The sequence below is a fragment of the Pseudomonas sp. Soil_N_39 genome, assembly GCF_057655955.1.
The window spans coordinates 15,713-40,484 of sequence record NZ_JBDGLI010000024.1; the positions used below are offsets into that span (position 1 = coordinate 15,713).

The window sequence follows — 24,772 nt, forward strand, 5'->3', positions numbered from 1 at the left end:
CGGCAAAGCCCCAAGCTCCCCACTCACCGCTAGAGGCTTAAGATCGCTTTTAAGCTATAATCCCGCCCTTTAGCTGCCCCGCACCCTTGGCGCGCGGCACCTCCATTTTTCGCGGCGCTTGGCGCCCGTATGCAGATAGAAGAGGCTAGACCCTGTGGCATTGACGATTCTTGGCCTGTCCGGCGCCCTTAGCCATGATCCTTCCGCCGCGCTGTACATTGACGGCAAGCTGATCGCGGCGGCTGAGGAAGAGCGCTTCGTACGCGATAAACATGCAAAGAACCGCATGCCCTACGAGTCGGCGAAGTTCTGCCTGGAGCAGGCCGGCATCAAGCCTTCCGATGTCGATGTGGTGGCGATTCCCTTCGCCCCGATCAGCCTGTTCGGCGAAGCACGCTGGCACTACGCCAAACGTTACTGGTACGCCCCGGATCGCGCCCTCGACGCGATCCTGATGGGCAATCGTCGCTACAAGCGTTATCGCCGCAAGATCGTCTGGTGCCTGGAGCAATTGGGCTTCGACCCGAAAAAAATCAAGATCGAACCGGTCGAGCATCACTTGGCCCACGCCTCCAGCGCCTATCACTGCTCGGGCTTCCAGGAAAAAACCGCGATCCTGGGCATCGACGGCAAGGGCGAATACGCCACGACCTTCTTCGGCTACGGTGAAAACGGCAAGATCCACAAGATCAAGGAATTCTTCGACCCGGACTCCCTGGGCGGCCTGTACGGTGCGATCACCGAGTTTCTCGGTTTTGAAATGCTCGACGGCGAATTCAAGGTCATGGGCATGGCGCCTTACGGCGATGCCACCAAGTACGATTTCTCCCGTCTGGCCTCGTTCGAAAACGGCGAGCTGGTGATCAACACCGACTACGCCAACGTAATCGGCCTGCGCCGCTATAAAGAGAAGGGCAAGGGCTTCTACTTCTCGCCGAAGCTGATCGAATGGCTCGGCCCTAAACGTGAAGGCGACATCGCCGACGAGCCGTACATCCACTATGCGGCGAGCATGCAGGCGCTGTTCGAGAAGCTCGCGCTGCAAATGATCGACCACTATCTGGGCGACGTGCTCAAGGAAACCGGCAAGCTGGCCTTCGCCGGTGGCTGCGCGTTGAACGTCAAGCTGAACCAGAAAATCATCGCCCGTGACGACGTCAAGGAGCTGTTCGTGCAACCGGCCTCCGGCGACGCCGGTACGGCGGTGGGTGCGGCGGCGTATGTGTCCCACGCCCGTGGCGTGCCGGTGGAGAAGATGGAACACGTCTACCTCGGCCCGGCCTACAGCAACGAAGACGTGATCGCTGCGTGCGCCCGTCATCCGAGCAAGCCTGCGTGGCGCAAGATCGACAACACCCCCGAGCGCATCGCCAAGATCATGGTCGACGGCAACCCGGTGGCCTGGTTCCAGGGGCGCATGGAGTTTGGCCCGCGTGCCCTGGGCGGTCGTTCGATCATCGGCTGCCCAAGCGCCAGCGGCGTGGCCGATCGGATCAACGAGCAGATCAAGTTCCGCGAGCGCTGGAGGCCTTTCTGCCCGTCGATGCTCGACACCGTTGCGCCGCAGATGATCAAGGTCGATCACCCTGCACCGTTCATGACCTTCACTTTCGAAGTGGCCGAAGAATGGAAAACCCGCGTGCCGGAAGTCGTCCATGAAGACGGCACCTCCCGGGCCCAGGTGCTCAAGCGCGAATACAACCCGCGCTACTACGACATGATGAAGGCCCTGGAAGTGCTGACCGGTAACGGCGTGTCGCTGAACACCTCGCTCAACCGTCGTGGCGAACCGATGATCTGCTCGCCGACCGACGCGCTGAACATGTTCTTCGGTTCCGACCTACAGTATCTGATCATGGAAGACATTCTGGTGGTCAAAGACGGCGTGGACGCTTATGACACGCTCGGCTGAGCGACATGTGCTGCAGTTCTGCCACGGTTATGACGGGCCGTTCCTGGACTGCGCCCGTCAGTACGCCAGCCTGTTCGCGGGTACTGGCTATCGCGTGACCACGGTGTTCCTCACCGGGGCGGCGGATGCGCTAGTCGCCGCCGCCTGTGCCTCGGACGAGGTGCTGTTCATGGAATACAGCTCCAGCGCCATTCGTGGCCTGAAGCTGGGCGCCATCGGCGATCTGCGCAAGATCGCCGCCTCGCGCAATTTCAGTTTCTGCATTGCCCATCGTTTCAAGCCGATCTACATCGCCCTGCTGGGTACCCGCCTGCCGGTGATTGGCGTGCACCATGCCTTTGGCGACTACCACCGACGTACCCGTCGGCTGTTCGCCGAGGTCTTTCGCAAGCGCCTGAGCCTGCTCGGGGTTTCCGATGCGGTGCGTGACGACATGCGCCGTTGCCTGGCGAAATGGCCGGCCAGCCGGATCCAGACCCTCTACAACCGCATCGACCTTGATGCCGTCCAAGCCAGCCTGGTCTCCCGGGAGGAGGCGCGGCACACCCTGGGGCTGGACGCGCATGCCTGGATTATCGGCAATGTCGGCCGCCTGCACCCGGACAAGGATCAAGCCACCTTGTTGCGCGGTTTTGCGGCGGCGCTGGCGTATCTGCCGGCCAACAGCCAGTTGGCGATTCTCGGTGAGGGTCGCCGGGAGCAATCGCTTCGGGCGTTGGCGCTGGAACTGGGCATTGCCGATCGTGTGCTGTTGCTCGGCCAGGTGCCCGAGGCGCGCCGTTATTTTCGCGCTTTTGATGTGTTTGCCCTCAGCTCCGACCACGAACCATTCGGCATGGTGCTGCTCGAGGCCATGGCTGCCGGCGTACCGTTGTTGGCCACGGCCTGCGGTGGTGCCAAGGAAGTGGTCGAAGGCGTCGGCATCCTGTTTCCGCTGGGCGACGCCGAGCACATGGCCCAAGGGCTGCAACACCTGGCGGCCATGGACGATCTGCAGCGTCGCCAATGCGCCGAGCTGATGCTCGATCGCTTGCGCGAACGTTTTTCGGATCGCGCCGTACGCGAGGCATTCTGGCGTTTGCCCCAAGTCACCGAACTGGCGCCGAGGGCCTGATGCTCAACCGATTCCAAGGCTGGCGCGAGCGCGGCTGGACCGCCGTAGACGCGTCAATGTATGCCCAGGCCTGGCAGCGTTTTGGCGGCAGCGTGGCCACCCATCCCCAGGTGGTCGAGCGCCTGGCGGCCCTGGCCGGGATTCCCGTGCGTTACCTGGCCTTCGAGCAGGGTGGTGAACTCAAGGCCGCCATACCGACCTGGGGGCGCGACCTGGCACTGTCCAAAGACGTGCTCAAGCGCAGCGGCAAGAAGGGCTTGTTCGACCTGGGCAATGCCGAGTTGATCCTACCGGCGGCACCCGATGCACAAGCGCCGCTGCGTCATCGCGGACGTTACCTGTCAGCCCTCAACGAGGGACGCTTCAGTGGCTTGAAGTTGCAGCAAGAGCAACTGGCCATGGCCCGCACGCCGGAAGAGTTGTCCAAGAAGTTTCGCTACAACCAGCGCCGTGAACTGCGTTTGCTGGAAGAGGCGGGCGGGGTGGTGCGGCCGGTGGGCGAGTTTTCCAGCGCCGAGCTGGCCGCGATCTACTGTGACCTGTTCTTGCGTCGCTGGGGCTTTGCGGCCACCGGTGCCGAGCGCATGGGCGAGGTGATCGAGCTGCTGCGCGAATGGCTGATCGGCTCGGTGATCTTTCTCAACGATGCACCGATTGCCATCCAACTGGTGTATCGCGTCGAAGCGCCCGAGTGGATCAGCGTCGAGTACATCAACGGTGGCGTCGACCCGCAGACCCGCGAATTCAGCCCCGGCAGCGTGTTGAGCTTCCTCAACACCCAAAGCGCCTGGGAACATGCCCGCGCCGCCGGCAAACCGTTGCGTTTTTCGTTCGGCCGGGCGGACCGGGAATACAAGGACCGTTGGTGCAACCCTGTGCCGGTGTTTACCGTATGAACCCACCCATGAGTCGCAAGCAACAGTTACTCAGGCGCCACCGTCGCAACAAGCGTGTGGGGTTGTTACTCGCCCTTGTGGTGTTGGTGGTGCTGGGCGTCACGGTGGCCTGGTGGTTGCCCCTGGTCCTGGCGGTGCTGGGCTGGATCGCCCATGAGGCGTGGTTCGCCGATCATCTGTTCTATTCGCCTCGGGAAGATTACCAATACAGCTTCCCGCCGTTCACCCAGCAACCCAAGGTGCATTTGAATGCCGGGCGGCTCCGGTTGGACGAGGGCGTGATTCTCGATGATGGCGCGACGCTGATCCTCGCGCTACGGATCAAGAGCACCTGGCTGGGACGCTTCATCGACCCGCTCGTCGAGTTGTCGGGCGGTGAAAGGGACCTGCAAACGTTCGAGCGTGGGGTCGACGGCCTGCGCTATCTTAACCTCAGCGAGCAGGGCCCGGCGTTGTCCCGGGGTGAGCTGCGCCTGCGCGGGCGCCATTGCCGTTTGCTGGGCGAGCCGACGTTGTGGTCGTTCACGCCGCCGCCGGTGCAGCAACGGGTGATGGTCATCGCGCCCCACGCCGATGACGCCGAATTGGCTGCCTACGGCTTGTACAGCCAGGCTGACGAGGCCTGGATCGTGACGTTGACCGCGGGTGAAATCGAAGCCGGGCATTATCAGAAAATGGGCCTGGACAGCGTCGAAGCCGCTCGGCTCAAGGGCCGTTTGCGAGCCTGGGACAGCATTGCTGTGCCGCGTTGGGCTGGGGTGCCTGAAGCGCACTGTGTGCAGCTGGGTTACTTCTGTCTGCAACTGGCGGCCATGCAAGCCGCGCCGAGCCGGCCCCAGGGCTCTCGCGAGGCGGGCCTGAGCGATACTCGGTTGTTCCGCCAGTTGAACCCGTTCGCCCTGCCGGGCGATGCCGACGGCGCGCCCACCTGGAACAACCTGCTGGCAGACCTGCGTGAACTGCTGCTCAAGGCGCGTCCCGAGGTCATTGTGTTGCCGCACCCGACCCTTGATCCGCACCCCGATCATCTCTGCGCCCATCATGCCGTCCTGCAAGCCCTCGAAGGCTTGGCGTGGCAACCGACCACGCTGTTGGGCTACGCCAATCACCTGCACGACAATGACCGCTGGCCCATGGGGAATGCGGGAGATGGCGTGGCGCTGCCGCCGGTCTTTGATCCGGATCGACTGATGCAACCCCTCAGCCTGCCACTGCCATTGGCGGTCCAGCGGGACAAGGCCATGGCCCTGGGGATGATGCATGACCTGCAACCTCCGGCGCCGCTGAAGCGACGGTTGCGGCGATTGATCCAGTACGTTCTGACTCGTAGAGTGAGATCCGTTTATGGCGAGAACGATTTTTTCCGCAAAACGGTCAGGCGTCACGAGCTCCTTTGGTTGCTGACACCGGTGAAGCACCGATAACACATAGATGACGCATAACGGGGCCTAACGTCCCCGTCCTTATTGAATGTGAGTTTGCTGTGATCAATCCATGCCCGCGTATTCTTTTTATCATTCCGTATTTCGGACGCTGGCCGTTCTGGATGCCGTTGTTTCTCGAAAGTTGCCGGCGTAACGCCGATATTGATTGGCTGTTGTTCAGCGATTGCGGTGTTCCGGACAATCTTCCTCCTAACGTGACGGTCGAAAGCACCACGTTCGAGGCGTATTGCCAGCTGGTTTCACGGCGGTTAGAGATCGATTTCAGGCCAAAGCAGCCCTACAAACTGTGTGATATCAAGCCCGCCCTCGGCTACATCCATGCCGATCGTCTCGACGGCTACGATTTTTGGGTCTTTGGCGATATTGACGTGGTGTACGGTGATCTTCGGCAGTATTTCACCGCTGAACGCCTGGCCAGTCGCGACGTATTTTCAACCCATGAGCGACGTGTCGCCGGTCATTTGTGCTTGATACGCAACACGGCTCGTGCGCGTGAAGTGTTCAAGCTGATCAAGCGCTGGAAAGAACGGTTTACCGACGATCAGCACCACGCGTTGGATGAAGGCGCGTTCAGTCGTATTTTCCTGTGGCGCAAGAATTTCCCCGAGCCGCTGTTTACCCTGGTGGGTAAATTCAATCCGTGGCGTCGACGCAGTGAGTTCACCGAGGCGTTCAGTACGCCGGGTGGTTGCATAAAATGGCACGACGGTTCGGAGAACTTTCCCCTTCGCTGGTATTGGCGCAATGGTCGCCTGACGAATGATCGGGATGGGGACCGTGGTTTCCCCTATTTTCATTTCGTCTGCTGGAAGCGCAACGAGTGGGCGGCCTTGCCCGAGCCCGATCCTGCCGCAATACAACGGCTGGCGACATCGCCTGCGTGGGCGATTGATGCGGCAGGTTTCCACCAAGGAGAATTATGAGTCAGCGGTTGAAGGTGCTGCAGCTGCAGCCGGATTACAACGTTAAGCAGCACGATTTCGCCGATCTTGCGGAACAGATCGTCAAGGCCTTGCCGAATGAACGCTACGAGGTGACAGCGGCCTTTTTGCGAGGTCGCCCAGGGCCTGGTGAAGCGGTCAGTCGGGCCGGCCGCTCGGTTTATTTCGAGTTTTCCGACAAGGCGCTCAAGGGAATGCGCCTTCGTGCGATGTGGCAGTTGTATCAATTCTGCCGCCGGGAACAGTTCGATGTGGTCGTGTGCAATCGTTTCAAACCCGTCAACATGATGCTGCAGCTCAACCGATGGTTGAAAATCCCGCTGTGCATCGGTATCTCCCATGGGTTCGGAGAATATGACCGGTTTTATCGTCGCCGCCAGACGCAGCGCCTGGTGGATCGCCATTGGCGTTTCGTTGGCGTGTCGCCGGCCGTTAAACAGTATCTGCTGGATTGTCATTGCGGCTTTACCGATGCCAATACTTATGCCATTACCAACGCCATCGACATCGAGCAGGCAGAAGCCTTGCAGCACCCGCGCGAGCGTGCTCGTGAACTGTTGGGTATCAGCCCTTCGGTGAGACTGATTGGCGCGTTGGGCCGATTGGTGCCGGTCAAGGGGCACACCTACCTGCTGCAGGCTTTTGCCGCGCTCAAGGACAAATACCCCACGGCCCAACTGGCGATCATCGGTGCCGGACGAGAGGAGTCCAAGCTGGCAGCGCAGATCGATCAGTTGGGCCTTAGGGAGCGCGCGCATCTGCTGGGTTTCAAGGAAAACGCTCTGCAATACGTGAGGGCATTCGATATCTGGACCATGCCCTCCCTGGCCGAAGGCTTGGGCCTGGCGTTGCTGGAAGGCATGAGTGGACATCTGCCCGTGATCGCTTCGGACGTACCGGCGATGTTGCCATTGATCCAAGGTGCCGAAGGTCTGGCGGTAACGCCCGCCGATGTACCGAGCCTGATAACGGCACTCGACACCTACCTGGGGCTTTCGGACGCCGAGCTCAAGGCTTGTGGCGAGCGCGCCTATCGGTACCTTGTCGAGCAGCACGACATCGAAGTGTTCCGTCGGCAATACCTTGAGTTGATCGAGACCGGCCTGAATGAAGCCCAGAAGGAGCAGCCATGAGTGCCGCGCAACCTGTCGTAAGCGTGATCATCGCGTCTTATAACCATGGCCGATACATTGAAGAATGCATCCTCAGCGTCCTGGAGCAGACCTATCCGAACATAGAGCTGCTGGTGATCGACGATGGCTCCACGGATGATAGCGTCGAACGTATCCAGCGCTTGCAGGCGGCCCACGGCTTCGACTTTCGAGTCCAGCAGAACCAGGGGCTGACCAACACGCTGAACGAAGCGATCGCCCGCTGCAGTGGCAGCCTGATCGTGCCGTTTGGTTCCGACGACATTATGCTGCCCGAGCGGATTGCCGTTCAGGTGGCCTACATGGATGGCAAGCCCGAGGTCGGTATCTGTGCGGGTAATATCGAACTGATCGATGCCGACGGGAATCTTTTTCCCGAGAGTCGTCAGAATCGAGAGGTCCCCTTCCGGCGGCTGGATTTCGAAGACATGTTCATGGAGCGCAAACCCTATCCGCCGGCACCGACCCTGATGATTCGTCGCGAGGCGCTGGAGAAGGTGGGGGGGTTCGATCCGCAGATTCGCCTTGAAGACCTGTTGATCGAGTTGAAAGTGACCCGGGCCGGTTATTTTATCGATGGCCTGAGTGTGTTGATGGCGCGTTATCGCAAGCACGCGACCAACTCCTACAAAAATCATCGGTTCATGACCGACAGTATTCTGCGTACCTATGCCTTGTTCAGCGATCATCCGCTTTATGACCAGGTGCGCTACAAGTTTCTCAACTCCATGTTCCTGAAAACCTCCAACCGCGACCACACCTTCGCTCGCGAATTATTGGCACAGATTCCCTTGAGGGCCTGGAACAAGAAAACCTGGCGAGGCTTGGGACGAATGTTTTTCTGTCCGCTGGAAAAACATTGAACCCCGATCGGCGGCTCCGGAAAAATCCGGGCCGCTGTATTCAGGGTTGAAGCGCTGCCCGCACCCAAAGGGCGGGGTTCGAAGGGGCGTCACGCCTGGGCTGGGCTGCTTCCCGACAGAATTCGCTTTTGCAGGTTATCGGCTGCCGGTTTTGAGGCAACCATGGCGTAACCGTCAAGCAGCGCCTCAAGGTGCTGTTCGAAAAGCCAGCCGTGATCTTCCTTGTAGCGCTGCAGGTGGCGCAGATTGCGCTGGCGAAGCGCGATCCTGAGGGAGGACGGATAGAGGTGCAGGTCGGCTACATCGATCAGGCCGAATTCGCCGTTTTCCAGCACCAGCACATTGCCCAGATGCAGCGAGCGAAAGTAAACGCCGCGCTCGTGCAATTGGGCCATGAATTTACCGAAACGCTCGACCAGGGCGTGGCGCTCCACGGGTGTAGAGGTCGCTTGCAGCGCCTGGCGCAAGGTCACCCCTGGCAGGGGAACGTAGTGCACCGCGCTGCTGCCGTCCTTCAAATGGTACACGTGAAGGATGGTCGGGCTCGGTATTCCCAGGTTTCGCAGTTGCTGGCTGTGCACCGCAAAACGTTCGGAATAAGGATTGAAGCCGCCCGAGGTGTACCAGCGGCGCGCTCGAAACAGCTTGAGAAAGTCTCCCCCCTCCAGGCGCAGGACTTTGGGTCCCAGGCCGTCGGACTCGATGACCTGGGCTCCCGTGGTAAGACTGTCCAGGGCTTGCGGTGTCAGCCGTTGCACGGGCGTGACCAGCAAGCGCCTGGCGCGGTAATTGATGCTCAAGGCGGCGATCAAGGCCAGGGGGATCCACAGTAGGAACCAATGCTCCTTCGGCCTGGAGAGAATGCCGCCACCTTCAGTCAGCCCCGCTGCCATGCCATAGATCAGCCACGTGGAGGCGATCACCAACAAGGGTTGGACCCGATAACGCCAACTGCTCAGCAAACCCCAGGCCTGGAAAAAGATCCAGGGAAGAAAACCGACAATCCCGACGTAGTACAGGACGCCAAGGGCGAAGTTATGGGGTTCTGCCAGCATTCGCCCAATGCCTGGATCAACAACAAGGTCTGCGCCATAGCCGTGACCGACCCATGGGTGCTCGGCGATCCTCGTCAATACTATCTGCCAGATATCAAACCGGTAGGAGTTCCCTCGGGCGAGAAGCATCCCGCTAAACAGTACGCCTACGACACTTCCACCCACTGCCAGTAGCCCAAACAGGACAATCGAGCGGCGATTCCAGCAAAGGACACCTACCCAGATGGCGGCTGCGACCAAGGCGACCAGGGGAGTCCTTGAGCCTGTAGCGACGACCGCGGTGAACATGACCAGGGCCGCAGGGACGGTCAGCCAGAAGATATGGCGATTTTTCCAGAGCATGCTCAGGCTTAACCAGTAAACGCAGAAGAACCCGTACAGGTGTGAGGCAAGCAGTGGATTGTCGAAGGCGCCGCCGCCGATCAGGCGCATCCCCGGTCCGTATACCTGGGCAAACACATACAAATTGTAGAGTGTGGCGATCACGGCGACCGTCGCCGCGCAGAACAGCAGGGGGTGGAGCAGATCGCTGCGATGGCGCACCAACAGGTAGCAGCCGACGAACAAGAACACGGTGTGCAATGCGGTTTTGATCGGGCGTGCGATACCTTCGGTCTCGGGTGCCCACGACACACTGATCAGCGCCCAACCCGCGAACAGCAAGAGGGCGATGAAAATCGGCTCGCGGATCAGCTCCTTCAGCGTGCTCGGCCTCAGGCACAGGGCAATCAACGCTGGAATGCTGAACAAGCCATAGAACAATTTATGGTGTTGGCTACGCCCTGGCAGAAAGAACAAGGCGCACAGAAGCAGCAGCAAACCTAGCGGAAGAATCCACTGGCAAATGAAGTCGAAAACTCGATTGGACGTGGCGAGGTGCTTGGATAACATGCTTAGGAATTCATTCCTGAAATCGGTTGGCCATTCACGGTGATGGCTTTTTGGTGTTTTGCAGACGCGTAACAATAACAGCCTTAGCGGTTTGCCAGAACACCGAAGAAGCTGTGTTAAAGTCAGCGTCCTTTTTATCGATATTCGCGTGATATGGCCGACTCCAGTCTTCCCGCAAGCCCTTCGAGCTTGAAAATCTATTTCCGCCTGCTTGGCTACGTGAAGCCCTATATCGGCTTGTTCGGGCTGAGTATCGTCGGGTTCCTGATTTTCGCTTCCACCCAGCCGATGCTGGGCTACATCCTCAAATACTTCGTCGATGGCCTTTCCAATCCCAATGCGGTGCTGTTTCCGACGGTCCCTTACCTGCGCGACCTGCAGTTATTACAGGCCGTGCCGCTGCTGATCATCGCCATTGCCGCCTGGCAGGGATTGGGGTCGTATCTGGGCAATTATTTCCTGGCCAGGGTTTCGCTGGGGCTGGTACATGACTTGCGGGTGCAATTGTTCAACAACCTGCTGACCCTGCCCAACCGCTATTTCGACAAACATAACTCGGGTCATTTGATTTCTCGTATCACTTTCAACGTGACCATGGTGACGGGGGCGGCAACGGATGCGATCAAGGTCGTTATCCGTGAGGGCATGACAGTGATCTTCCTGTTCGCCTCACTGTTGTTCATGAACTGGCGCCTGACCCTGGTGATGGTGGCGATCCTGCCACTGATCGCCCTCATGGTTCGCACCGCGAGCAAGAAATTTCGCAAGCAGAGCAAGAAGATCCAGGTCGCGATGGGAGATGTGACCCATGTCGCCTCCGAGACCATCCAGAGCTATCGTGTCGTGCGCAGTTTCGGTGGCGAGGTCTACGAGCAGAAACGCTTCCTCCAGGCCAGCCAGGGCAACACCGACAAGCAGTTGCGCATGACCCGTACCGGTGCGATCTACACGCCGGTGCTGCAACTGGTGATCTACAGCGCCATGGCCGTGCTGATGTTTCTTGTCCTGTATCTGCGGGGTGATGCTTCGGCGGGCGACATGGTGGCCTACATTACCTTGGCCGGCCTGCTGCCCAAGCCGATTCGCCAGCTGTCGGAAGTCAGCTCCACCATCCAGAAAGGCGTGGCGGGGGCGGAAAGCATCTTTGAACAGTTGGATGTCACGCCGGAAACCGATACCGGTACCGTGGAACGCGATGCTGTCAGCGGGCGGTTGGAGGTGCGCCATCTGAGCTTCACCTACCCGGACACCGACCGGCAGGTACTGAACGACATCAGTTTCTCGGTCGAACCTGGGCAGATGGTTGCGTTGGTCGGGCGTTCGGGCAGCGGCAAATCGACCCTGGCCAATCTGATTCCGCGTTTCTACCACCATGACGAAGGCGAGATCCTGCTCGATGGTGTTGAAATCGAACAATACAAGCTCTTGAACCTGCGCCGCCATATTGCCCAGGTGACCCAGCATGTGACGCTGTTCAGCGACACGGTGGCCAACAACATCGCTTATGGCGACCTGGCCGGTGCGCCGCGAGTCGATATCGAGAAAGCGGCTCAAGACGCCTACGCCATGGACTTCATCAGGCAGTTGCCTCAAGGCCTGGATACCCAGGTCGGGGAAAACGGCGTGCTGCTCTCCGGTGGTCAGCGCCAACGCCTGGCCATTGCCAGGGCCTTGTTGAAAAACGCCCCGCTGTTGATTCTGGATGAGGCGACCTCAGCACTGGACACTGAGTCCGAACGGCACATCCAGGCTGCGCTGGACCAGGTGATGAAAGGCCGTACGACCCTGGTGATCGCCCACCGTCTGTCGACCATCGAAAAAGCCGACCTGATCCTGGTGATGGATCAGGGGCGCATTGTCGAGCGCGGGACCCATGGGGAGCTCCTGGCGCAGAATGGTTATTACGCACGCCTGAATGCCATGGGGCTGGACGCTCCGGCCCAGGATATCGCCTGAGTTCGGCCCCAGGCTTTGGGGCCGGCCGTTTCTCTTGGCCGGCTTCGCCTCCTCAGCTCCAGTGTCGTACAAACATGTCATGTCGGCCCAGCACCCATGTGGGAGCGAGCTTGCTCGCGATAGCGGTGTGTCTGGGCCGGTGATGTCGAGCGTGCCGCTGCCATCGCGAGCAAGCTCCCACGGGTTTTTATCGAAAACCTTACCGGCCTTGACCAATCCACAATCAATCCGCGATCCGCTGGAGCGTACATATTCGGCCTATGCTTTCCTGCGGAGCAACACGTCGGGGGCGCGCGAACACGCGGCGTAGAAAATGGTTATGAATGAAACATCAAAGGTATCGATGCAGCAGGTGCAGATTCGTCCTTTTGCCCAGGCGCTCACACCGGCGGATCGGGCGGCCATCAAAGCCCAGCGCCCACGCTGCATCTGGCTGACCGGGCTGTCGGGGGCGGGCAAATCGACGCTGGCCAATGCCTTGGAAGTGCAGCTCAACCAGCAGGGCTTGCACACCTCCCTGCTCGATGGCGACAACCTGCGCCAGGGATTGTGCCGGGGGCTGGGCATGGATGCCGAGGCTCGCAAGGAGAACATCCGCCGCATTGCCGAGGTGGCGCGCTTGATGGTCGATGCCGGCCTGATCGTCATCGTTGCGGCAATCTCACCGTTTAGCGCCGACCGGGAAGCCGCCCGGCAGCTGTTCCCCGAGGGCACTTTCGTGGAAGTCTATGTGAGTACGCCCTTCGACGTCTGTGCCCAGCGTGACCCCAAGGGGCTATACCGCGAAGCCCGTGCCGGGCGGATCAAGAACTTCACCGGGCTCGACAGCCCCTACGAGGCGCCGCTTGCGCCGGACTGCGTGATCGATACCAGCCAGGTGGAACTGGCCCAGGCCTGTGAGCGAATATTGGCGTTACTGTAAAACGGATTGATCATCCCTCTGGCGTCCCGTTGCAGCCATGGACGAGCCTTGCGCCAACCCTGTGCTAATATCCCCGCCCTGTTCATTTTGTATGTGGGATGCTCCATGAAGTTGTCCATGCCGCGATTCGATCAAGCCCCTGTATTGGTGGTCGGCGATGTCATGCTCGACCGCTATTGGCATGGCGGTACCTCACGGATTTCCCCTGAGGCGCCGGTACCGGTGGTCAAGGTCGAGCACATCGAGGATCGCCCCGGTGGTGCCGCCAACGTTGCCTTGAACATTGCTGCCCTCGGCGCACCGGCGTCCCTGGTGGGCGTGACCGGCGACGACGAGGCGGCCGACAGCCTGACCAACAGCCTCAAGGGCGCGGGCGTACGCGCGATATTCCAGCGCGTGGCGCACCAGCCGACTATCGTCAAGCTGCGGGTCATGAGCCGCCACCAGCAACTGCTGCGCATCGATTTCGAAGAACCGTTCGCCACCGACCCGTTGGCGCTCGGTGCCGAGGTCGACAACCTGCTCGAAGGCGTCAAGGTCCTGGTATTGTCGGACTACGGCAAAGGCGCGTTGAAAAACCACCAGGCGCTGATCCAGGCCGCCCGTGCCCGTGGCATTCCGGTCCTGGCCGACCCCAAGGGCAAGGATTTTTCCATCTACCGTGGCGCCAGCCTGATCACGCCGAACCTCAGCGAGTTCGAAACCATCGTCGGCGGTTGCGTCGATGAGCACGAACTGGTGAGCAAAGGCGCGCAGCTGATGCAAGACCTCGACCTCGGCGCCTTGCTGGTGACCCGTGGCGAACACGGCATGACCTTGCTGCGCCCCGATCACCCGGCGTTGCACCTGCCGGCCCGTGCCCGCGAAGTGTTTGACGTGACGGGGGCCGGCGACACGGTGATCTCTACCCTGGCCGCGGCGATCGCTGCCGGTGAGGAATTGCCCCATGCGGTGGCCCTGGCGAACCTGGCGGCAGGCATTGTCGTCGGCAAGCTCGGCACGGCGGCCATCAGCGCCCCCGAACTGCGTCGCGCCATCCAGCGCGAGGAAGGCTCCGAGCGGGGCGTGCTGGGCCTGGAGCAATTGCTGCTGGCCGTGGACGACGCCCGCGCCCACAACGAAAGAATCGTCTTCACCAACGGCTGCTTCGACATCCTGCACGCCGGCCACGTGACCTACCTCGAGCAGGCCAGGGCCCAAGGGGATCGCCTGATCGTCGCGGTCAATGACGATGCCTCCGTAAGCCGTCTCAAAGGGCCTGGGCGTCCGATCAACAGCGTCGACCGACGCATGGCGGTCCTGGCTGGCCTGGGCGCGGTGGACTGGGTGATCAGTTTCAGCGAGGGCACGCCGGAAAACCTGCTGCGCCAGGTCAAGCCGGATGTACTGGTCAAGGGCGGTGACTATGGGATTGACCAAGTCGTGGGCGCGGACATCGTCACGGCCTACGGTGGCACCGTGAAGGTATTGGGGCTGGTGGAAAACAGTTCGACAACGGCGATTGTCGAGAAGATTCGCAGCCGTTGAAGGGATCATTTTATAGTCCAGGGAAGGTCTTACATGGCAAATGCCTGCCTTCGCGGGTTGAACTCGCTCATCGGCCCTGCTTGTTTCGGTTCGTGGTTAATTAACTTATGAAAGTCATGCTCCTGGTTATGGATGAACAGCGTGTGATCCTTGATCGACTGTATGAAGTCGTGCGGGAGAACTGCGACGACTGCACCATCTATCGCTTGAGTAAGCAGCAGCAAAAGAAGCTTGGCCGGTTCCTGGCCTCGGTCAATTACGAAGATTTCGATCGAGTGGTAATTTTTTCACGGGTCAAACGCCTGGCCCCACAACTGAGCGTATTGAAGTGCATTCCAGGGCTGATCTTCCTTGAGCACGACGCTTATCAGAACTACATGGGCGAAAGTAAATACAAGGGGGTCTACTCACGTTTGTATCGCCGCTTGCCCAGTTGTCGCGCCTTGGTGTCAGGGGCTGTCGTGGCTCGCCGGATGCAAGCCGAAGACATCGATGCGGTGTTCGTTTCCAAAGGTTATGACGAGCGGATGCTGCGCAACACCGACAGCGTCCGCGATATCCCCATTGGTTTTCTCGGCAGTCTCAAGAGCACTGAATATGCTCGACGCAAAGCGCTGCTTGAATCCCTGGTACAACGCACCGGCATGCTTGTGACGCGCACCCAGTCAGGGCGCGAGTATCTGGAAACACTCAATCGCATCAAGATTTTTGTCAGCGCCGACCTGGGCATGGGGGAGTTCATGATCAAGAACTTCGAGGCCATGGCCTGCGGTTGCGTGTTATTGGCCTGGAGCCAGGGCGAGGAAGATCAATTGCTGGGTTTTGAGGACATGGAAAACACCGTTTTCTATCGCTCCGAGGACGAGGCCGTGCAGAAGCTGGAGCTTTTGCAGCGTGATCCGGAACTGGCTGCGCGGATCGCCCGCAATGGCCAAGCCTTCGCCGAGAGCCGCTATTCGTTTGCGCGTGTCGGGCGGGCTCTGGCCGAGGAAATCCAGCGTGAAATGCGTCCCTGGCAAGCCCCGTCGGCGCTCACTCGCGGATGGGTCAAGCTGCGCTATGGCATGAAGGTGCCGGGGTAAGCGACATGGCCGATCGTGTTCCTCAAATCAGTGACGAAATGGCGCTCGACAAATTGCCTGGGGGGCATCAATCGCTGATGGGGGCCTTGCCCCAGGCGTTGAAGGACTGCTTGGAAAGGGCCTCGCGGGTGGTGCTGGTGGCCAATAATCCAGCCATCACTGCAAGCGACTTCCAGGCACTCGACATCGGCAGTGACGACGTGGTCGTGACTTTCAACACCTGCGTGAAGTCGGCACTGCTCAGTCCCCACAGCGTCAATGTGTTCGTCCATGGTTTCAATGCCCCCGACGCCTATTTCTTCGGCCTGCCCTACAACGCCGAGGTGCAGCGATTGTTCGGCTTGCCCGACGCACGCTGCTTCACAATGTTGGTGGGGTGCACCGGGAATATGTCGCCACTGCCGGGCGTGACCTTGTATTGGGAGCGCATGCCATTACCCCCTTTGTGGAACTACCCGGTCAACCGGGAGGGTGGCAAGCGCTATGTCGGTCCTTCGACGGGCTTCAATGCGCTGGTACTGTTCGATTGGTTGCGCGGCCATGCAGGTTATCACTACCAAATAGTGACCTTGGGTTTTTCCAACGAGGCGGGAAAGTTCTGGAGCGGGCACGCTTGGGAGTATGAACGTCAGTGGTTGCTCGGGGCCGATGTAACTGTTGTGCCGTTGCAACGCTGCCGTTGGTGGCAAAGGTGGTTTCGTCGCCCTTGAGTCGCATTGGCACGTTGAGCCGCCTGATGCGATGCCGCCGGGCAATTCTTTTTTACGACAAGGGCAGGATGCGTGTTGAAAGTTGCGCTGGCTTTTTTTGGTATCCCGAGAAACTCGGAGATCTGTTTTCCCTCTATTCGAGAAAACGTCCTGGCACACATTCCTGCCGGGAGCGAGGTGCAGTGTTTTTATCATCTGTACAAAATCGATGAAATCCGCAACCCGCGCTCGGGGGAGCAAGGTGAACTGAAAGCGGACAATTATGCACCGTTCACCACCATGACCGGTCGCCTCGACTCCACCGAGGGCGTCCTGGAGCGTTGGGACTTCGAGCGGGTCAAGTCCCTGGGCGATACCTGGGGAGATGAGCACGCCTCGCTCAGAAACCTGATCTACCAGCTCAATTCCCTGAATGCCGTGACAGCCATGATAGAACCGTTCGATCCGGATTTCGTCGTGTTTGTGCGTCCTGACAATTTTTACCACACCGCGCTTCCGGCGTATGTGTTCGCTCACCCTGATGCACGCAGATTGAATGCCTACATTCCGGACTGGCAATGGTGGGGGGGCTTGAACGACCGTTTCGCTATTTGCGGACGGGATGCCTACCCAGCCTATGGCAAGCGTATCGAACGTATTTTCGATTTTTGCGAGGCGACAGGGCGGAAGCTGCATTCCGAGCGGCTGCTCAAATACGCGTTGCAGCAAGCAAAGGTGAAGGTTTGCACCTTGCCGACCACGGCGTCGCGGGTACGAATCGATGGCACCTTTGCCGAAGAGTCGTTCTCGCCCAAGCGTGGCATGGGCAAGCGTGAAAATCGTTATTTCCATCTGTTTGCACGGTGGCGAACTTATCTGGATAAACGACGTTCCAGCTGACGCTATTTGTGTAGTGTCCCGCGAACCATGCGCATCAGGCCCATGGCTTTTTTGTGCAAGTTGGTCAGGCCCTGGCGACGAGGCTTGTGCACTTCCAAGCCTTGTTTCACGAGCCAATCCTTCCAGCGGATGCGTTCGTCGCGAACTACCCAGCCCTCTTGGCTGGCGAAGCTTTCAGCCAGGTGCAGGCCTCGGGTACTGGCTGCGATCAACTGATCACGTTTAAGCGTATAGAGCTCTCCGATCGGCTTGCCGTCTTCAAGCGGCATCAGGTACAGGTCCGGTCGCTTGCGGTCCAGGCGCGCTACCAACTGGTCGCCCTCCAGGCGCTCATCGACGTGAAACAGGCTCAGGGACTTGGCTTCCTTGGGCACATCCAGGCGCAAGTCATAGATCAATTGCAGTGATGCCGTCGGCAGGTGCACGTAGGCCCGTGGCCGCTCGATCAGTTGCAGGTTGGCGCTGCGCACCGGGCGGGCCGAGCCCGACAGGGGGGTCAGGCGAAACGGCAAGGCTTCGCGGTAATGCAGGGCGGTGGCGTAGGGGGCTGGTAGCCAGGTATCGTTGAAGCGTCCGCCGAGCCAGCCTTCAGGGGTTTCCAGCAGGCATTCCTCGGCAATTTCGCTGATGGCGGTGAGCAGCGGCAGGTTCAGTTCGTGGGCCGGGACGTAGCCGGAAATCAGCTTGAGCACCACATCGCCGCGATCCTGCCGGCGCTGGCGCACCAGTACCCAATAATCGCGGTTCTGCCAATGCAGGGTCAGGCGCACCGAGACGCCCAGGTTGGCCAGCTCCAGGGAAAAACGCTCGGTATCGGCCACCGCAACAGGGCGGCGGCGCTGCAAGGTCTGGGCGAAATTCAGCGGCATCCCGACGCTCTGGTAAGTCAGGCCTTCAGGGGTCGCTTCGACGAGCAGGGGCAGGGTCTTGAAGTTACTCGGGTTCTTTCTGATGAGCGTACGCGGCATGTCGGCTCCTTCCTTAAGGCCGCGTAGGGCGGCGTCAGTGTTTACGCAGGACCTTGGCTACGGTCGCGACGTTGTGGGCGAGGTGCAGCGGATTGATGGTGCCGACAATAGCACTGGCGACCCCGGGATGCTCAAACAACAGTTCGAAACTGGCACGAACCGGGTCTACCCCGGGGCTCAAGCAGGCGTGGCCGCTGGCCAGGGCTTTTTTCACCAGGATCGCTTTACCGTGCTCGCTGGCGTAGTCAATGACCGCCTTTTCGTTTCGTTCGTTCAGATTGTAGGTGACCATCGCGCAATCGCCTTGCTCCAAGGCCTTCAAGCCGCCGTCGACGGTCTTGCCGGAAAAACCGAAGCCGCCGATCTTGCCCTCGCGCTTGAGCGCCGCCAGGGTCGGGTAGACCTCGCTGTCGTTGAGGATCGCCAGGTCGTTGCCGTCTGAATGCACCAGGACCAGGTCGATATAATCGGTTTCCAGGCGCTTGAGGCTGCGTTCCACCGAGAATCGGGTATGGGCGGCGCTGAAGTCGTGGCGTGACTGGCCGTCGCTGAATTCTTCGCCGACCTTGCTGACAATCACCCAGTCCTGGCGTTGACCGCGCAGCAGCGGGCCGAGGCGTTCTTCGCTGCGGCCATAGGCCGGCGCGGTGTCGATCAAATTGATACCCAGGTCGCGCGCCAGCTTGAGCAACATGCGCGCTTCGTCGTCATCGGGAATCTGAAAACCGTTGGGGTATTTGACGCCCTGGTCGCGGCCCAGCTTGACGGTGCCCAGGCCCAGGGGGGAAACCCGCGGGCCGTTATGGCCCAGGGGGCGATAGAGGTCATGCAGGGTCGCTTGGCTCATGGCAGCAGTTGCTCCCAGGCAGGCACGCCCATGGGAGGCTTCGGCAGATCCGGCAGCGGGGCCGGATGACTGGGCTGGATGCCGTCGCGTTGCAGCGCGTTGACCACCCGATCGGCGAAGTCCGGCGCCAAGGCCAGCTTGGTCGGCCAGCCCACCAGCAGGCGATCCTGCTCGGCGAGGAAGGCGTTGTCCGGGCGGGTCAGGCCCGACTGCAACGGTTCGGCGCGGTCAACCCGCAGCGTGGCCCATTGCGCAGTGCTGAGGTCGATCCACGGCAGCAGTTGGCCAAGTTCTTTCTGGGCGACGGCGATCTGCTCGGCGGGCTCGCGGGCGATGGCATCGCCTTCGGCGAGGTCGCCCCCCAGGTACCAGACCCATTGGCCATCGGCGGCGGGATGGGTGGTCACGGTGACGCGTGGCTTCGGTCCGCCGCCCAGGCAATGGGCGTAAAGCGGCTTGAGGCTCGGGCCCTTGGCCAGGACCATGTGCAACGGCCGGGTCTGCATGGCCGGTTTGTCCAGGCCCAGGGCGTTGAGCAGGTCGGCGGTGCCAGCGCCCGCGCTGAGGATAATGCGCTGGGCACGGATCTCGCGGTCGTCGACCTTCAGTCCGACCAGCTCACCGGCTTCGCGCAGTGGCTCGATGCGCTGCCCGGCCAGCAGGCTGTCGCCAGCCAGTTCCGCCAGGCGTGCGATCAGGCTGGGCACGTCCACCACCAGTTCGGCCAGGCGATAGACCTTGCCCTTGAAGCGCTTGTCTTGCAGGGCCGGCGGCAGTTGCTCGCCCTTGACCTGGTCGACCCGCCCGCGCACGGCCTTGCTGGCGAAGAAACTGGTGAGGTTGCCGGCCAAAGTGCCGGGGGACCAGAGGTAATGGGCATCGGACAGCATGCGCACGCCGGACAGGTCCAGCTCACCTTCACCCTTCAGGGCTTCGCGCCAGCGGCGCGGCATGTCGGCGATGGCTTCCGAGGCCCCGGTCAGGGCGCCATGCAAGGCGTACTTGGCGCCGCCATGGATGATGCCCTGGGATTTGACACTCTGCCCGCCGCCGAGGCTGGCGCTTTCCACCAGCACGGTTGAAAACCCCTGGCGGCGCAGGCGCGCGTTCAGCCAGAGGCCGGCGACTCCGGCGCCGACAATCAGGATGTCGGTGGAAATAACGGATGGCATGCAGCGACCTCAGTGTTCAAGACGAGGGCGCAGTATACAGACTCGATGAGTGGAGTTTTCGCCGCTCAACCTGTGGGAGCAAAGCTTGCTCGCGATACAGGCGCCTCGGTTCCAGAGAGACCGCGTCGTTTTCATCGCGGGCAAGCCTTGCTCCCACCGATTCCTCCTTGCCACACATGTATTTTCAGCCCTATTAAGCCGTGTCTTCAGTGCCCGGCCGTCTTGGAAAACAGCTGGATCACCACCACCCCCAACACAATCAGCGCCATCCCCAGCATCGCCGGCACGTCCAGTTTCTGCCCGTAGATGAACAGCGCCGCGACGCTGACCATGACGATCCCCAGTCCGGCCCAGACCGCATAGGCCACGCCCACCGGTACGGTGCGCACCACCAGCGTCAGCATCCAGAACGCGGTGCCGTAGCCGACGATGACCAGCAGCAAGGGCAGGGGTGTGCTCAGGCCCTTGATCGCTTTCATCGAAACGGTGGCGATCACTTCGGCGCAGATGGCGATGGCCAGGTAGTAGTAGGCGTTCATGGGCAGTTCCTCTTTGACGGTTGCGTCTTTCGATGGGGCCATTCTAGAGATCGCCCAGATGCGGTAAAGTCATTACCTATCTGCAGTAGAGATAGGTTGAGCCATGAACGTACAGTGGAACCTGGAACAATTGCGGCTGTTTGTCGGGGTCGCCGAGAAACGTTCGTTTTCCGCCGTGGCCCGGGACCAGCGCAAGGCGCAATCGGCCATCAGCAGTGCGATCGCCTTGCTGGAAGACGACTTGGGGGTGAGCCTGTTCGAGCGCAGCAGCGGCCGTCAGCCGAGGCTCACCGACGCGGGTGAAGCCCTGCTCGAAGAGGCCAGGGAAGTGCTGCGCCAGTGCGAGCGCCTCAATGGTCGAGCCCTGGCCTTGATGCGCGGCCAGGAAGCGTCGCTGCGCCTGGCCCAGGACGAAGCCATGCCCTATCAACCGGTCATCGACAGCCTGGCGGCCCTGGCCGAGCAATTTCCCACCCTCGAAGTGCAACTGGCCAGCGCCGCCCAGGGTGATGTGGCGCGCAAACTGGTGGAGCGACGCGCCGACCTCGGCTTGCTGTTCTATCACGACCAGATCCCCGAGGCGCTGGAACGCCGGGTACTGGGCAGCGTCGAAATGGTCACGGTGTGCGGCCGGGACCATCCCCTGGCGAACCATGGTTATGTGACCTGCCGGGAAATGGCCCGGCACCGCCAGTTGTTGATGGCGACCCAGTCCAGCGTCTATCCCGGCAGCGAGCAGGCCAGCCCGCAGGTCTGGCGGGCCGACAGTTTCTATGTGCTGGCCGAATGGCTGAGGAGTGGCCTGGGCTGGGCCTGGCTGCCACGGCACGTGGTGCAATACCCGGCGTACCTGGGTGACATGGTCGAACTCAGCAGCGAATGGACGCCGCCGGCCCTGGTGGTGGAACTGGTCTGGCGCCGCGACGAACCCCTGGGACCGGCGGCCCGTTGGCTGGCGGAACGTTTTGCCGTGCAGTTGCAGGCGATCGGCTGAAAACCCGATAAACTCCGCCGCCATGAACAGAACTCTCTATAGCGCGTTGTTTTATCTGGGGCTGCCACTGGTAGCGATTCGACTGTGGCTGCGGGCCCGCAAGGCGCCAGCGTATGCCCGGCGCATTGGCGAGCGGTTCTCTCGGGGGCTGCCGGTCATGGTGCCGGGGGGCATCTGGGTGCACGCGGTGTCGGTGGGCGAGAGCATTGCCGCCGCGCCGATGATCCGCGCCTTGCTGCAACGTTATCCACAGCTGCCGATCACCGTCACCTGCATGACGCCCACCGGTTCGGAGCGGATCCGGGCGTTGTTCGCCAGCGAGCCGCGCATCCAGCATTGCTATCTGCCTTACGACTTGCCTTGCGCCGCCAAGCGTTTTCTCGATCGGGTGCGCCCGTCCCTGGCGGTGATCATGGAAACCGAGCTGTGGCCCAACCACATTCACCAGTGCGCCAGGCGCGGCATTCCCGTGGCCTTGGCCAACGCTCGGCTGTCGGAGCGTTCGGCGCGGGGTTATGCACGTTTTCCCAAACTGACCCGGCCCATGCTCGCCGAGATGAGCCTGTTCGCCGTGCAGACCGAAGCCGAAGCCGAGCGTTTCCGCCAGTTGGGCGCCCGGGCGGAAACCGTCGAGGTCACCGGCTCCATCAAGTTCGACCTGACCATCGACCCGCAACTGCTCGAGGACGCCAGCGCCTTGCGTCGCCAGTGGCAGGCCTCCGAGCGTCCGGTATGGATCGCCGCCAGTACCCATGAAGGTGAAGACGAAGTGGTGCTGGCCGCCCACCGTCGGCTGCTCGACAGTTATCCCGAAGCGTTGCTGATCCTGGTGCCGCGTCATCCCGAGCGCTTCGACTCCGTGCACCAGTTGTGTGTCAACGAAGGTCTGGTCACGGTGCGGCGCTCCAGCGGCCAACCGGTTACCGCCCAGGCTTCGGTGTTGCTCGGCGACACCATGGGTGAACTGCTGTTTCTCTACGCGTTGGCCGACAGCGCGTTTGTCGGTGGCAGCCTGGTGCCCAACGGTGGGCACAACCTGCTCGAACCGGCGGCCCTGGCGAAACCGGTGCTCAGTGGGCCGCACCTGTTCAACTTCCTCGAAATCGCCGCGCAACTGCGCGCTGCCGGGGCGCTGGCGGAAGTGGACGATGCCCAAAGCCTGGCCCTGGCGATCCAGCGCCTGTTCGAACTGCCTCGGGATGCCCAGCGCATGGCCGAGGCGGGGCTTGCGGTGATGCGCCGCAATCAGGGCGCGTTGCAGCGGTTGCTGGAGGGGTTGGGGCGGTTGATTGATTGAGCGACTGAATATCTGTGGGAGCAAAGCTTGCTCGCGATGCAAACGCCCCGGCTCCAGGGAGACTGAGTTGTATTCATCGCGGGCAAGCCTTGCTCCCACAGGATGTTGCTGGCAGGGCTTCCCTCCGAGGGGTTACTGCGCCGGCCGCGAGCGCAACTGCTCCGCTGCCGCCTGGGCCAGGTCCGGCGGCAGGAAGTCGCGGTCGGGGTTGTAGTCGGGCTTGAGGTAGCGCGACAGGTCCTGCAGGTCCGCCGGGCTCAACGTCCCGGCCGCCTGCTTGAGGCGCAGGTTGTCGAGGATGTAGTCGTAGCGGGCGTTGTTGTAGTTGCGCACCGAGGTGTACAGCTGGCGCTGGGCGTCGAGCACATCGACGATGTTGCGGGTGCCCACCTGATAGCCGATTTCCGTGGCTTCCACCGCGCTCTGGTTGGAGATGATCGACTGGCGCCGGGCCTGGACCTGCTCCACGTCCGTGTTGACCGCACGGTGCAGGTTACGGGTGTTTTCCACCACCTGCCGACGCAGGCCTTCGCGTTGCTGTTCGGTCTGGGTGAGCTGCGAGTAGGACTCGCGCACCTGGGAACTGGTCAGCCCACCGCTGTAGATCGGGATGCTCAGTTGCAGGCCGATAGTGCGTTGCTCGGCATCGCCGCCATAACGCTGGCCGGTGGGGCTCGGGTTGGTGAAGCCGAGGCCGTCGTTGTCGCCTTTTCTGTACTGGGCTATCGCGTCGAGGGTCGGCGCATGGCCAGCCTTGCGTTGGCGCAGGGTGTCCTCGGCGGCATCGACGGCGTAGTTGCTGGCCAGCAGGTTCAGGTTCTGCTTGGCCGCCGTGTCGACCCAGGCCTTGGCATCGTTCGGCGTCGGCGGCAGGATCGGCAGGGTGTGGACGATGCCCTGGAGCGAGTTGTACTGGCGGTTGGTCAGGGTGATCAGCGCTTCGAACGCGTCCTCGACCTGGCGCTGGGCGAGGATCCGGTTGGCGCGTGCGGTGTCGTAGCTGGCCTGGGATTGCAACACGTCGGTCTTGTCCGACAGGCCGACGTCGAAGCGTTCGTTGGACTGGTCGAGCTGGCGCTTGAACGCCGCTTCCTCAGCCTTGGTCGAGGCCAGGTTGTCCTGACTGCGCAGCACGTTGAAATAGCTCTCGGCGCTTTGCAGGATCATGTTCTGTTCAGTGGCCGACAGTTGCAGCGACGCTTGTTCGTCAACGGACTTTGCCGCCTGGAGCTGGAACCAGCGGTCGGCGCGGAAAATCGGTTGGGACAGCGTGGCCTGGTAGACCGTGGAACTGCGGGTGGCGGTCATCGCCGGCTGGTCGAGTTCGGTACGGGTGTTGTTCAAGTCTGCACCGGCCGAGAGGTTGGGCAGCAACCCGGCGCGGGCCTGGGGCACCACTTCCCTCTGGGCGCCATATTGGGCGCGGGCAGCGGCCAGATCGGCGTTGTTGTCCACCGCTTCCTGATACACGCTCACCAGATCGGTTTTGGTGGTCAAGGGCGCTTCGGCGGCCCAGGCCATGGCGTTGGACGCACAAGACACGGCCAGGGCCAGTGAGAGTTTGCGCAGCATGAGGCTATCCCTAATTCACTAATGAGAATGCGCATAAGA

Annotated in this window: 21 protein-coding genes; 15 read left to right on the plus strand and 6 right to left on the minus strand. The window is 61.2% G+C overall.

Features of this window, described 5'->3' with window-relative positions; translation table 11 throughout:
• Positions 1-154 precede the first annotated feature (154 nt).
• The 7 genes from AC3A5O_RS25835 to AC3A5O_RS25865 are packed head-to-tail and all read left to right on the plus strand — an operon-like array spanning position 155 to position 8,322.
• Positions 155-1,912 (plus strand): carbamoyltransferase family protein, encoded by a 1,758-nt coding sequence (locus tag AC3A5O_RS25835; protein WP_003197115.1) that lies wholly within the window; start codon positions 155-157, stop codon positions 1,910-1,912.
• A complete protein-coding gene (locus AC3A5O_RS25840) occupies positions 1,896-3,026 on the plus strand; it encodes a glycosyltransferase (RefSeq protein ID WP_305469430.1) in 1,131 nt (376 codons plus the stop codon). The genes AC3A5O_RS25835 and AC3A5O_RS25840 overlap by 17 nt, the downstream gene beginning before the upstream one ends.
• The gene (locus tag AC3A5O_RS25845) at positions 3,026-3,922 is read left to right on the plus strand and encodes an antimicrobial resistance protein Mig-14 (protein WP_305469432.1); all 897 of its coding nucleotides are present in this window, start codon (positions 3,026-3,028) and stop codon (positions 3,920-3,922) included. Before AC3A5O_RS25840 ends, AC3A5O_RS25845 begins: the two co-directional genes overlap by 1 nt.
• An 8-nt stretch (positions 3,923-3,930) precedes the next feature.
• Positions 3,931-5,346 carry a PIG-L deacetylase family protein gene (locus AC3A5O_RS25850; RefSeq protein ID WP_487753905.1) on the plus strand — a complete coding sequence of 472 codons (1,416 nt, stop codon included), beginning with the start codon at positions 3,931-3,933 and terminating at the stop codon, positions 5,344-5,346.
• A gap of 59 nt (positions 5,347-5,405) precedes the next feature.
• Entirely contained in the window at positions 5,406-6,290 is an 885-nt protein-coding gene (locus AC3A5O_RS25855) for a DUF6625 family protein (RefSeq protein ID WP_487753906.1), read from the plus strand.
• Positions 6,287-7,441: a glycosyltransferase family 4 protein gene (locus AC3A5O_RS25860; protein WP_305469436.1), complete on the plus strand. Its 1,155-nt coding sequence runs from the start codon at positions 6,287-6,289 to the stop codon at positions 7,439-7,441. Before AC3A5O_RS25855 ends, AC3A5O_RS25860 begins: the two co-directional genes overlap by 4 nt.
• The gene (locus AC3A5O_RS25865) at positions 7,438-8,322 is read left to right on the plus strand and encodes a glycosyltransferase (RefSeq protein WP_487753907.1); all 885 of its coding nucleotides are present in this window, start codon (positions 7,438-7,440) and stop codon (positions 8,320-8,322) included. Before AC3A5O_RS25860 ends, AC3A5O_RS25865 begins: the two co-directional genes overlap by 4 nt.
• 89 nt (positions 8,323-8,411) lie before the next feature.
• Here the strand turns inward: AC3A5O_RS25865 and AC3A5O_RS25870 are convergent, their stop codons facing one another.
• Positions 8,412-10,268 (minus strand): bifunctional O-antigen ligase/aminoglycoside phosphotransferase family protein, encoded by a 1,857-nt coding sequence (locus AC3A5O_RS25870; RefSeq protein WP_305469439.1) that lies wholly within the window; start codon positions 10,266-10,268, stop codon positions 8,412-8,414.
• Positions 10,269-10,421: 153 nt separating this feature from the next.
• Between AC3A5O_RS25870 and msbA the strand changes: the two genes are divergently transcribed.
• The 6 genes from msbA to AC3A5O_RS25900 all read left to right on the plus strand — a co-directional run bounded on the left by msbA (position 10,422) and on the right by AC3A5O_RS25900 (position 17,344).
• Positions 10,422-12,224, plus strand: coding sequence for a lipid A export permease/ATP-binding protein MsbA (gene msbA, locus AC3A5O_RS25875; RefSeq protein ID WP_305469440.1), 1,803 nt, complete (start codon positions 10,422-10,424; stop codon positions 12,222-12,224).
• 319 nt (positions 12,225-12,543) lie between these two features.
• Positions 12,544-13,146, plus strand: a complete 603-nt coding sequence (gene cysC, locus AC3A5O_RS25880; protein ID WP_305469442.1) for an adenylyl-sulfate kinase — start codon at positions 12,544-12,546, stop codon at positions 13,144-13,146.
• A 105-nt stretch (positions 13,147-13,251) separates the two neighbouring features.
• Positions 13,252-14,673: a bifunctional D-glycero-beta-D-manno-heptose-7-phosphate kinase/D-glycero-beta-D-manno-heptose 1-phosphate adenylyltransferase HldE gene (gene hldE, locus AC3A5O_RS25885; protein WP_122564981.1), complete on the plus strand. Its 1,422-nt coding sequence runs from the start codon at positions 13,252-13,254 to the stop codon at positions 14,671-14,673.
• A gap of 107 nt (positions 14,674-14,780) precedes the next feature.
• A complete protein-coding gene (locus AC3A5O_RS25890; protein ID WP_487753908.1) occupies positions 14,781-15,755 on the plus strand; it encodes a glycosyltransferase in 975 nt (324 codons plus the stop codon).
• A 5-nt stretch (positions 15,756-15,760) separates the two neighbouring features.
• Positions 15,761-16,465: a hypothetical protein gene (locus AC3A5O_RS25895; RefSeq protein WP_122564979.1), complete on the plus strand. Its 705-nt coding sequence runs from the start codon at positions 15,761-15,763 to the stop codon at positions 16,463-16,465.
• A gap of 72 nt (positions 16,466-16,537) precedes the next feature.
• Complete coding sequence (locus AC3A5O_RS25900; protein WP_122564978.1) at positions 16,538-17,344, plus strand: hypothetical protein; 807 nt, start codon at positions 16,538-16,540, stop codon at positions 17,342-17,344.
• A 2-nt stretch (positions 17,345-17,346) separates the two neighbouring features.
• Here AC3A5O_RS25900 and AC3A5O_RS25905 read toward each other — a convergent pair whose 3' ends face one another.
• The 4 genes from AC3A5O_RS25905 to AC3A5O_RS25920 form a co-directional block, all read right to left on the minus strand.
• Complete coding sequence (locus AC3A5O_RS25905) at positions 17,347-18,312, minus strand: metal ABC transporter ATPase (protein ID WP_122564977.1); 966 nt, start codon at positions 18,310-18,312, stop codon at positions 17,347-17,349.
• Between the two features lie 34 nt (positions 18,313-18,346).
• Complete coding sequence (locus AC3A5O_RS25910; protein WP_305469445.1) at positions 18,347-19,159, minus strand: aldo/keto reductase; 813 nt, start codon at positions 19,157-19,159, stop codon at positions 18,347-18,349.
• Positions 19,156-20,331, minus strand: a complete 1,176-nt coding sequence (locus AC3A5O_RS25915; protein WP_487753909.1) for an NAD(P)/FAD-dependent oxidoreductase — start codon at positions 20,329-20,331, stop codon at positions 19,156-19,158. Before AC3A5O_RS25915 ends, AC3A5O_RS25910 begins: the two co-directional genes overlap by 4 nt.
• A gap of 206 nt (positions 20,332-20,537) precedes the next feature.
• Complete coding sequence (locus tag AC3A5O_RS25920; protein ID WP_003197153.1) at positions 20,538-20,870, minus strand: DMT family transporter; 333 nt, start codon at positions 20,868-20,870, stop codon at positions 20,538-20,540.
• Positions 20,871-20,973: 103 nt separating this feature from the next.
• On the opposite strand from AC3A5O_RS25920, the gene AC3A5O_RS25925 reads away from it, so the two are divergent.
• Together AC3A5O_RS25925 and waaA are read left to right on the plus strand one after the other, a co-directional pair.
• Positions 20,974-21,864 carry a LysR family transcriptional regulator gene (locus AC3A5O_RS25925; RefSeq protein WP_060739451.1) on the plus strand — a complete coding sequence of 297 codons (891 nt, stop codon included), beginning with the start codon at positions 20,974-20,976 and terminating at the stop codon, positions 21,862-21,864.
• Between the two features lie 22 nt (positions 21,865-21,886).
• Positions 21,887-23,161: a lipid IV(A) 3-deoxy-D-manno-octulosonic acid transferase gene (gene waaA, locus AC3A5O_RS25930; RefSeq protein ID WP_354338231.1), complete on the plus strand. Its 1,275-nt coding sequence runs from the start codon at positions 21,887-21,889 to the stop codon at positions 23,159-23,161.
• A gap of 132 nt (positions 23,162-23,293) precedes the next feature.
• On the opposite strand, the gene AC3A5O_RS25935 is transcribed toward waaA, so the two are convergent.
• Positions 23,294-24,733, minus strand: a complete 1,440-nt coding sequence (locus AC3A5O_RS25935) for a TolC family outer membrane protein (RefSeq protein ID WP_487753910.1) — start codon at positions 24,731-24,733, stop codon at positions 23,294-23,296.
• Positions 24,734-24,772 lie beyond the last annotated feature (39 nt).

Bases quoted from the DNA above. Each gene is read 5' to 3' on its own strand.
- AC3A5O_RS25840 (WP_305469430.1), top strand. From the start codon at position 1,896: ATGACACGCTCGGCTGAGCGACATGTGCTGCAGTTCTGCCACGGTTAT.
- AC3A5O_RS25845 (WP_305469432.1), top strand. From the start codon at position 3,026: ATGCTCAACCGATTCCAAGGCTGGCGCGAGCGCGGCTGGACCGCCGTA.
- AC3A5O_RS25850 (WP_487753905.1), top strand. From the start codon at position 3,931: ATGAGTCGCAAGCAACAGTTACTCAGGCGCCACCGTCGCAACAAGCGT.
- AC3A5O_RS25860 (WP_305469436.1), top strand. From the start codon at position 6,287: ATGAGTCAGCGGTTGAAGGTGCTGCAGCTGCAGCCGGATTACAACGTT.
- AC3A5O_RS25865 (WP_487753907.1), top strand. From the start codon at position 7,438: ATGAGTGCCGCGCAACCTGTCGTAAGCGTGATCATCGCGTCTTATAAC.
- AC3A5O_RS25870 (WP_305469439.1), bottom strand. From the start codon at position 10,268: ATGTTATCCAAGCACCTCGCCACGTCCAATCGAGTTTTCGACTTCATT.
- msbA (WP_305469440.1), top strand. From the start codon at position 10,422: ATGGCCGACTCCAGTCTTCCCGCAAGCCCTTCGAGCTTGAAAATCTAT.
- cysC (WP_305469442.1), top strand. From the start codon at position 12,544: ATGAATGAAACATCAAAGGTATCGATGCAGCAGGTGCAGATTCGTCCT.
- hldE (WP_122564981.1), top strand. From the start codon at position 13,252: ATGAAGTTGTCCATGCCGCGATTCGATCAAGCCCCTGTATTGGTGGTC.
- AC3A5O_RS25890 (WP_487753908.1), top strand. From the start codon at position 14,781: ATGAAAGTCATGCTCCTGGTTATGGATGAACAGCGTGTGATCCTTGAT.
- AC3A5O_RS25895 (WP_122564979.1), top strand. From the start codon at position 15,761: ATGGCCGATCGTGTTCCTCAAATCAGTGACGAAATGGCGCTCGACAAA.
- AC3A5O_RS25905 (WP_122564977.1), bottom strand. From the start codon at position 18,312: ATGCCGCGTACGCTCATCAGAAAGAACCCGAGTAACTTCAAGACCCTG.
- AC3A5O_RS25910 (WP_305469445.1), bottom strand. From the start codon at position 19,159: ATGAGCCAAGCGACCCTGCATGACCTCTATCGCCCCCTGGGCCATAAC.
- AC3A5O_RS25915 (WP_487753909.1), bottom strand. From the start codon at position 20,331: ATGCCATCCGTTATTTCCACCGACATCCTGATTGTCGGCGCCGGAGTC.
- AC3A5O_RS25920 (WP_003197153.1), bottom strand. From the start codon at position 20,870: ATGAACGCCTACTACTACCTGGCCATCGCCATCTGCGCCGAAGTGATC.
- AC3A5O_RS25925 (WP_060739451.1), top strand. From the start codon at position 20,974: ATGAACGTACAGTGGAACCTGGAACAATTGCGGCTGTTTGTCGGGGTC.
- waaA (WP_354338231.1), top strand. From the start codon at position 21,887: ATGAACAGAACTCTCTATAGCGCGTTGTTTTATCTGGGGCTGCCACTG.
- AC3A5O_RS25935 (WP_487753910.1), bottom strand. From the start codon at position 24,733: ATGCTGCGCAAACTCTCACTGGCCCTGGCCGTGTCTTGTGCGTCCAAC.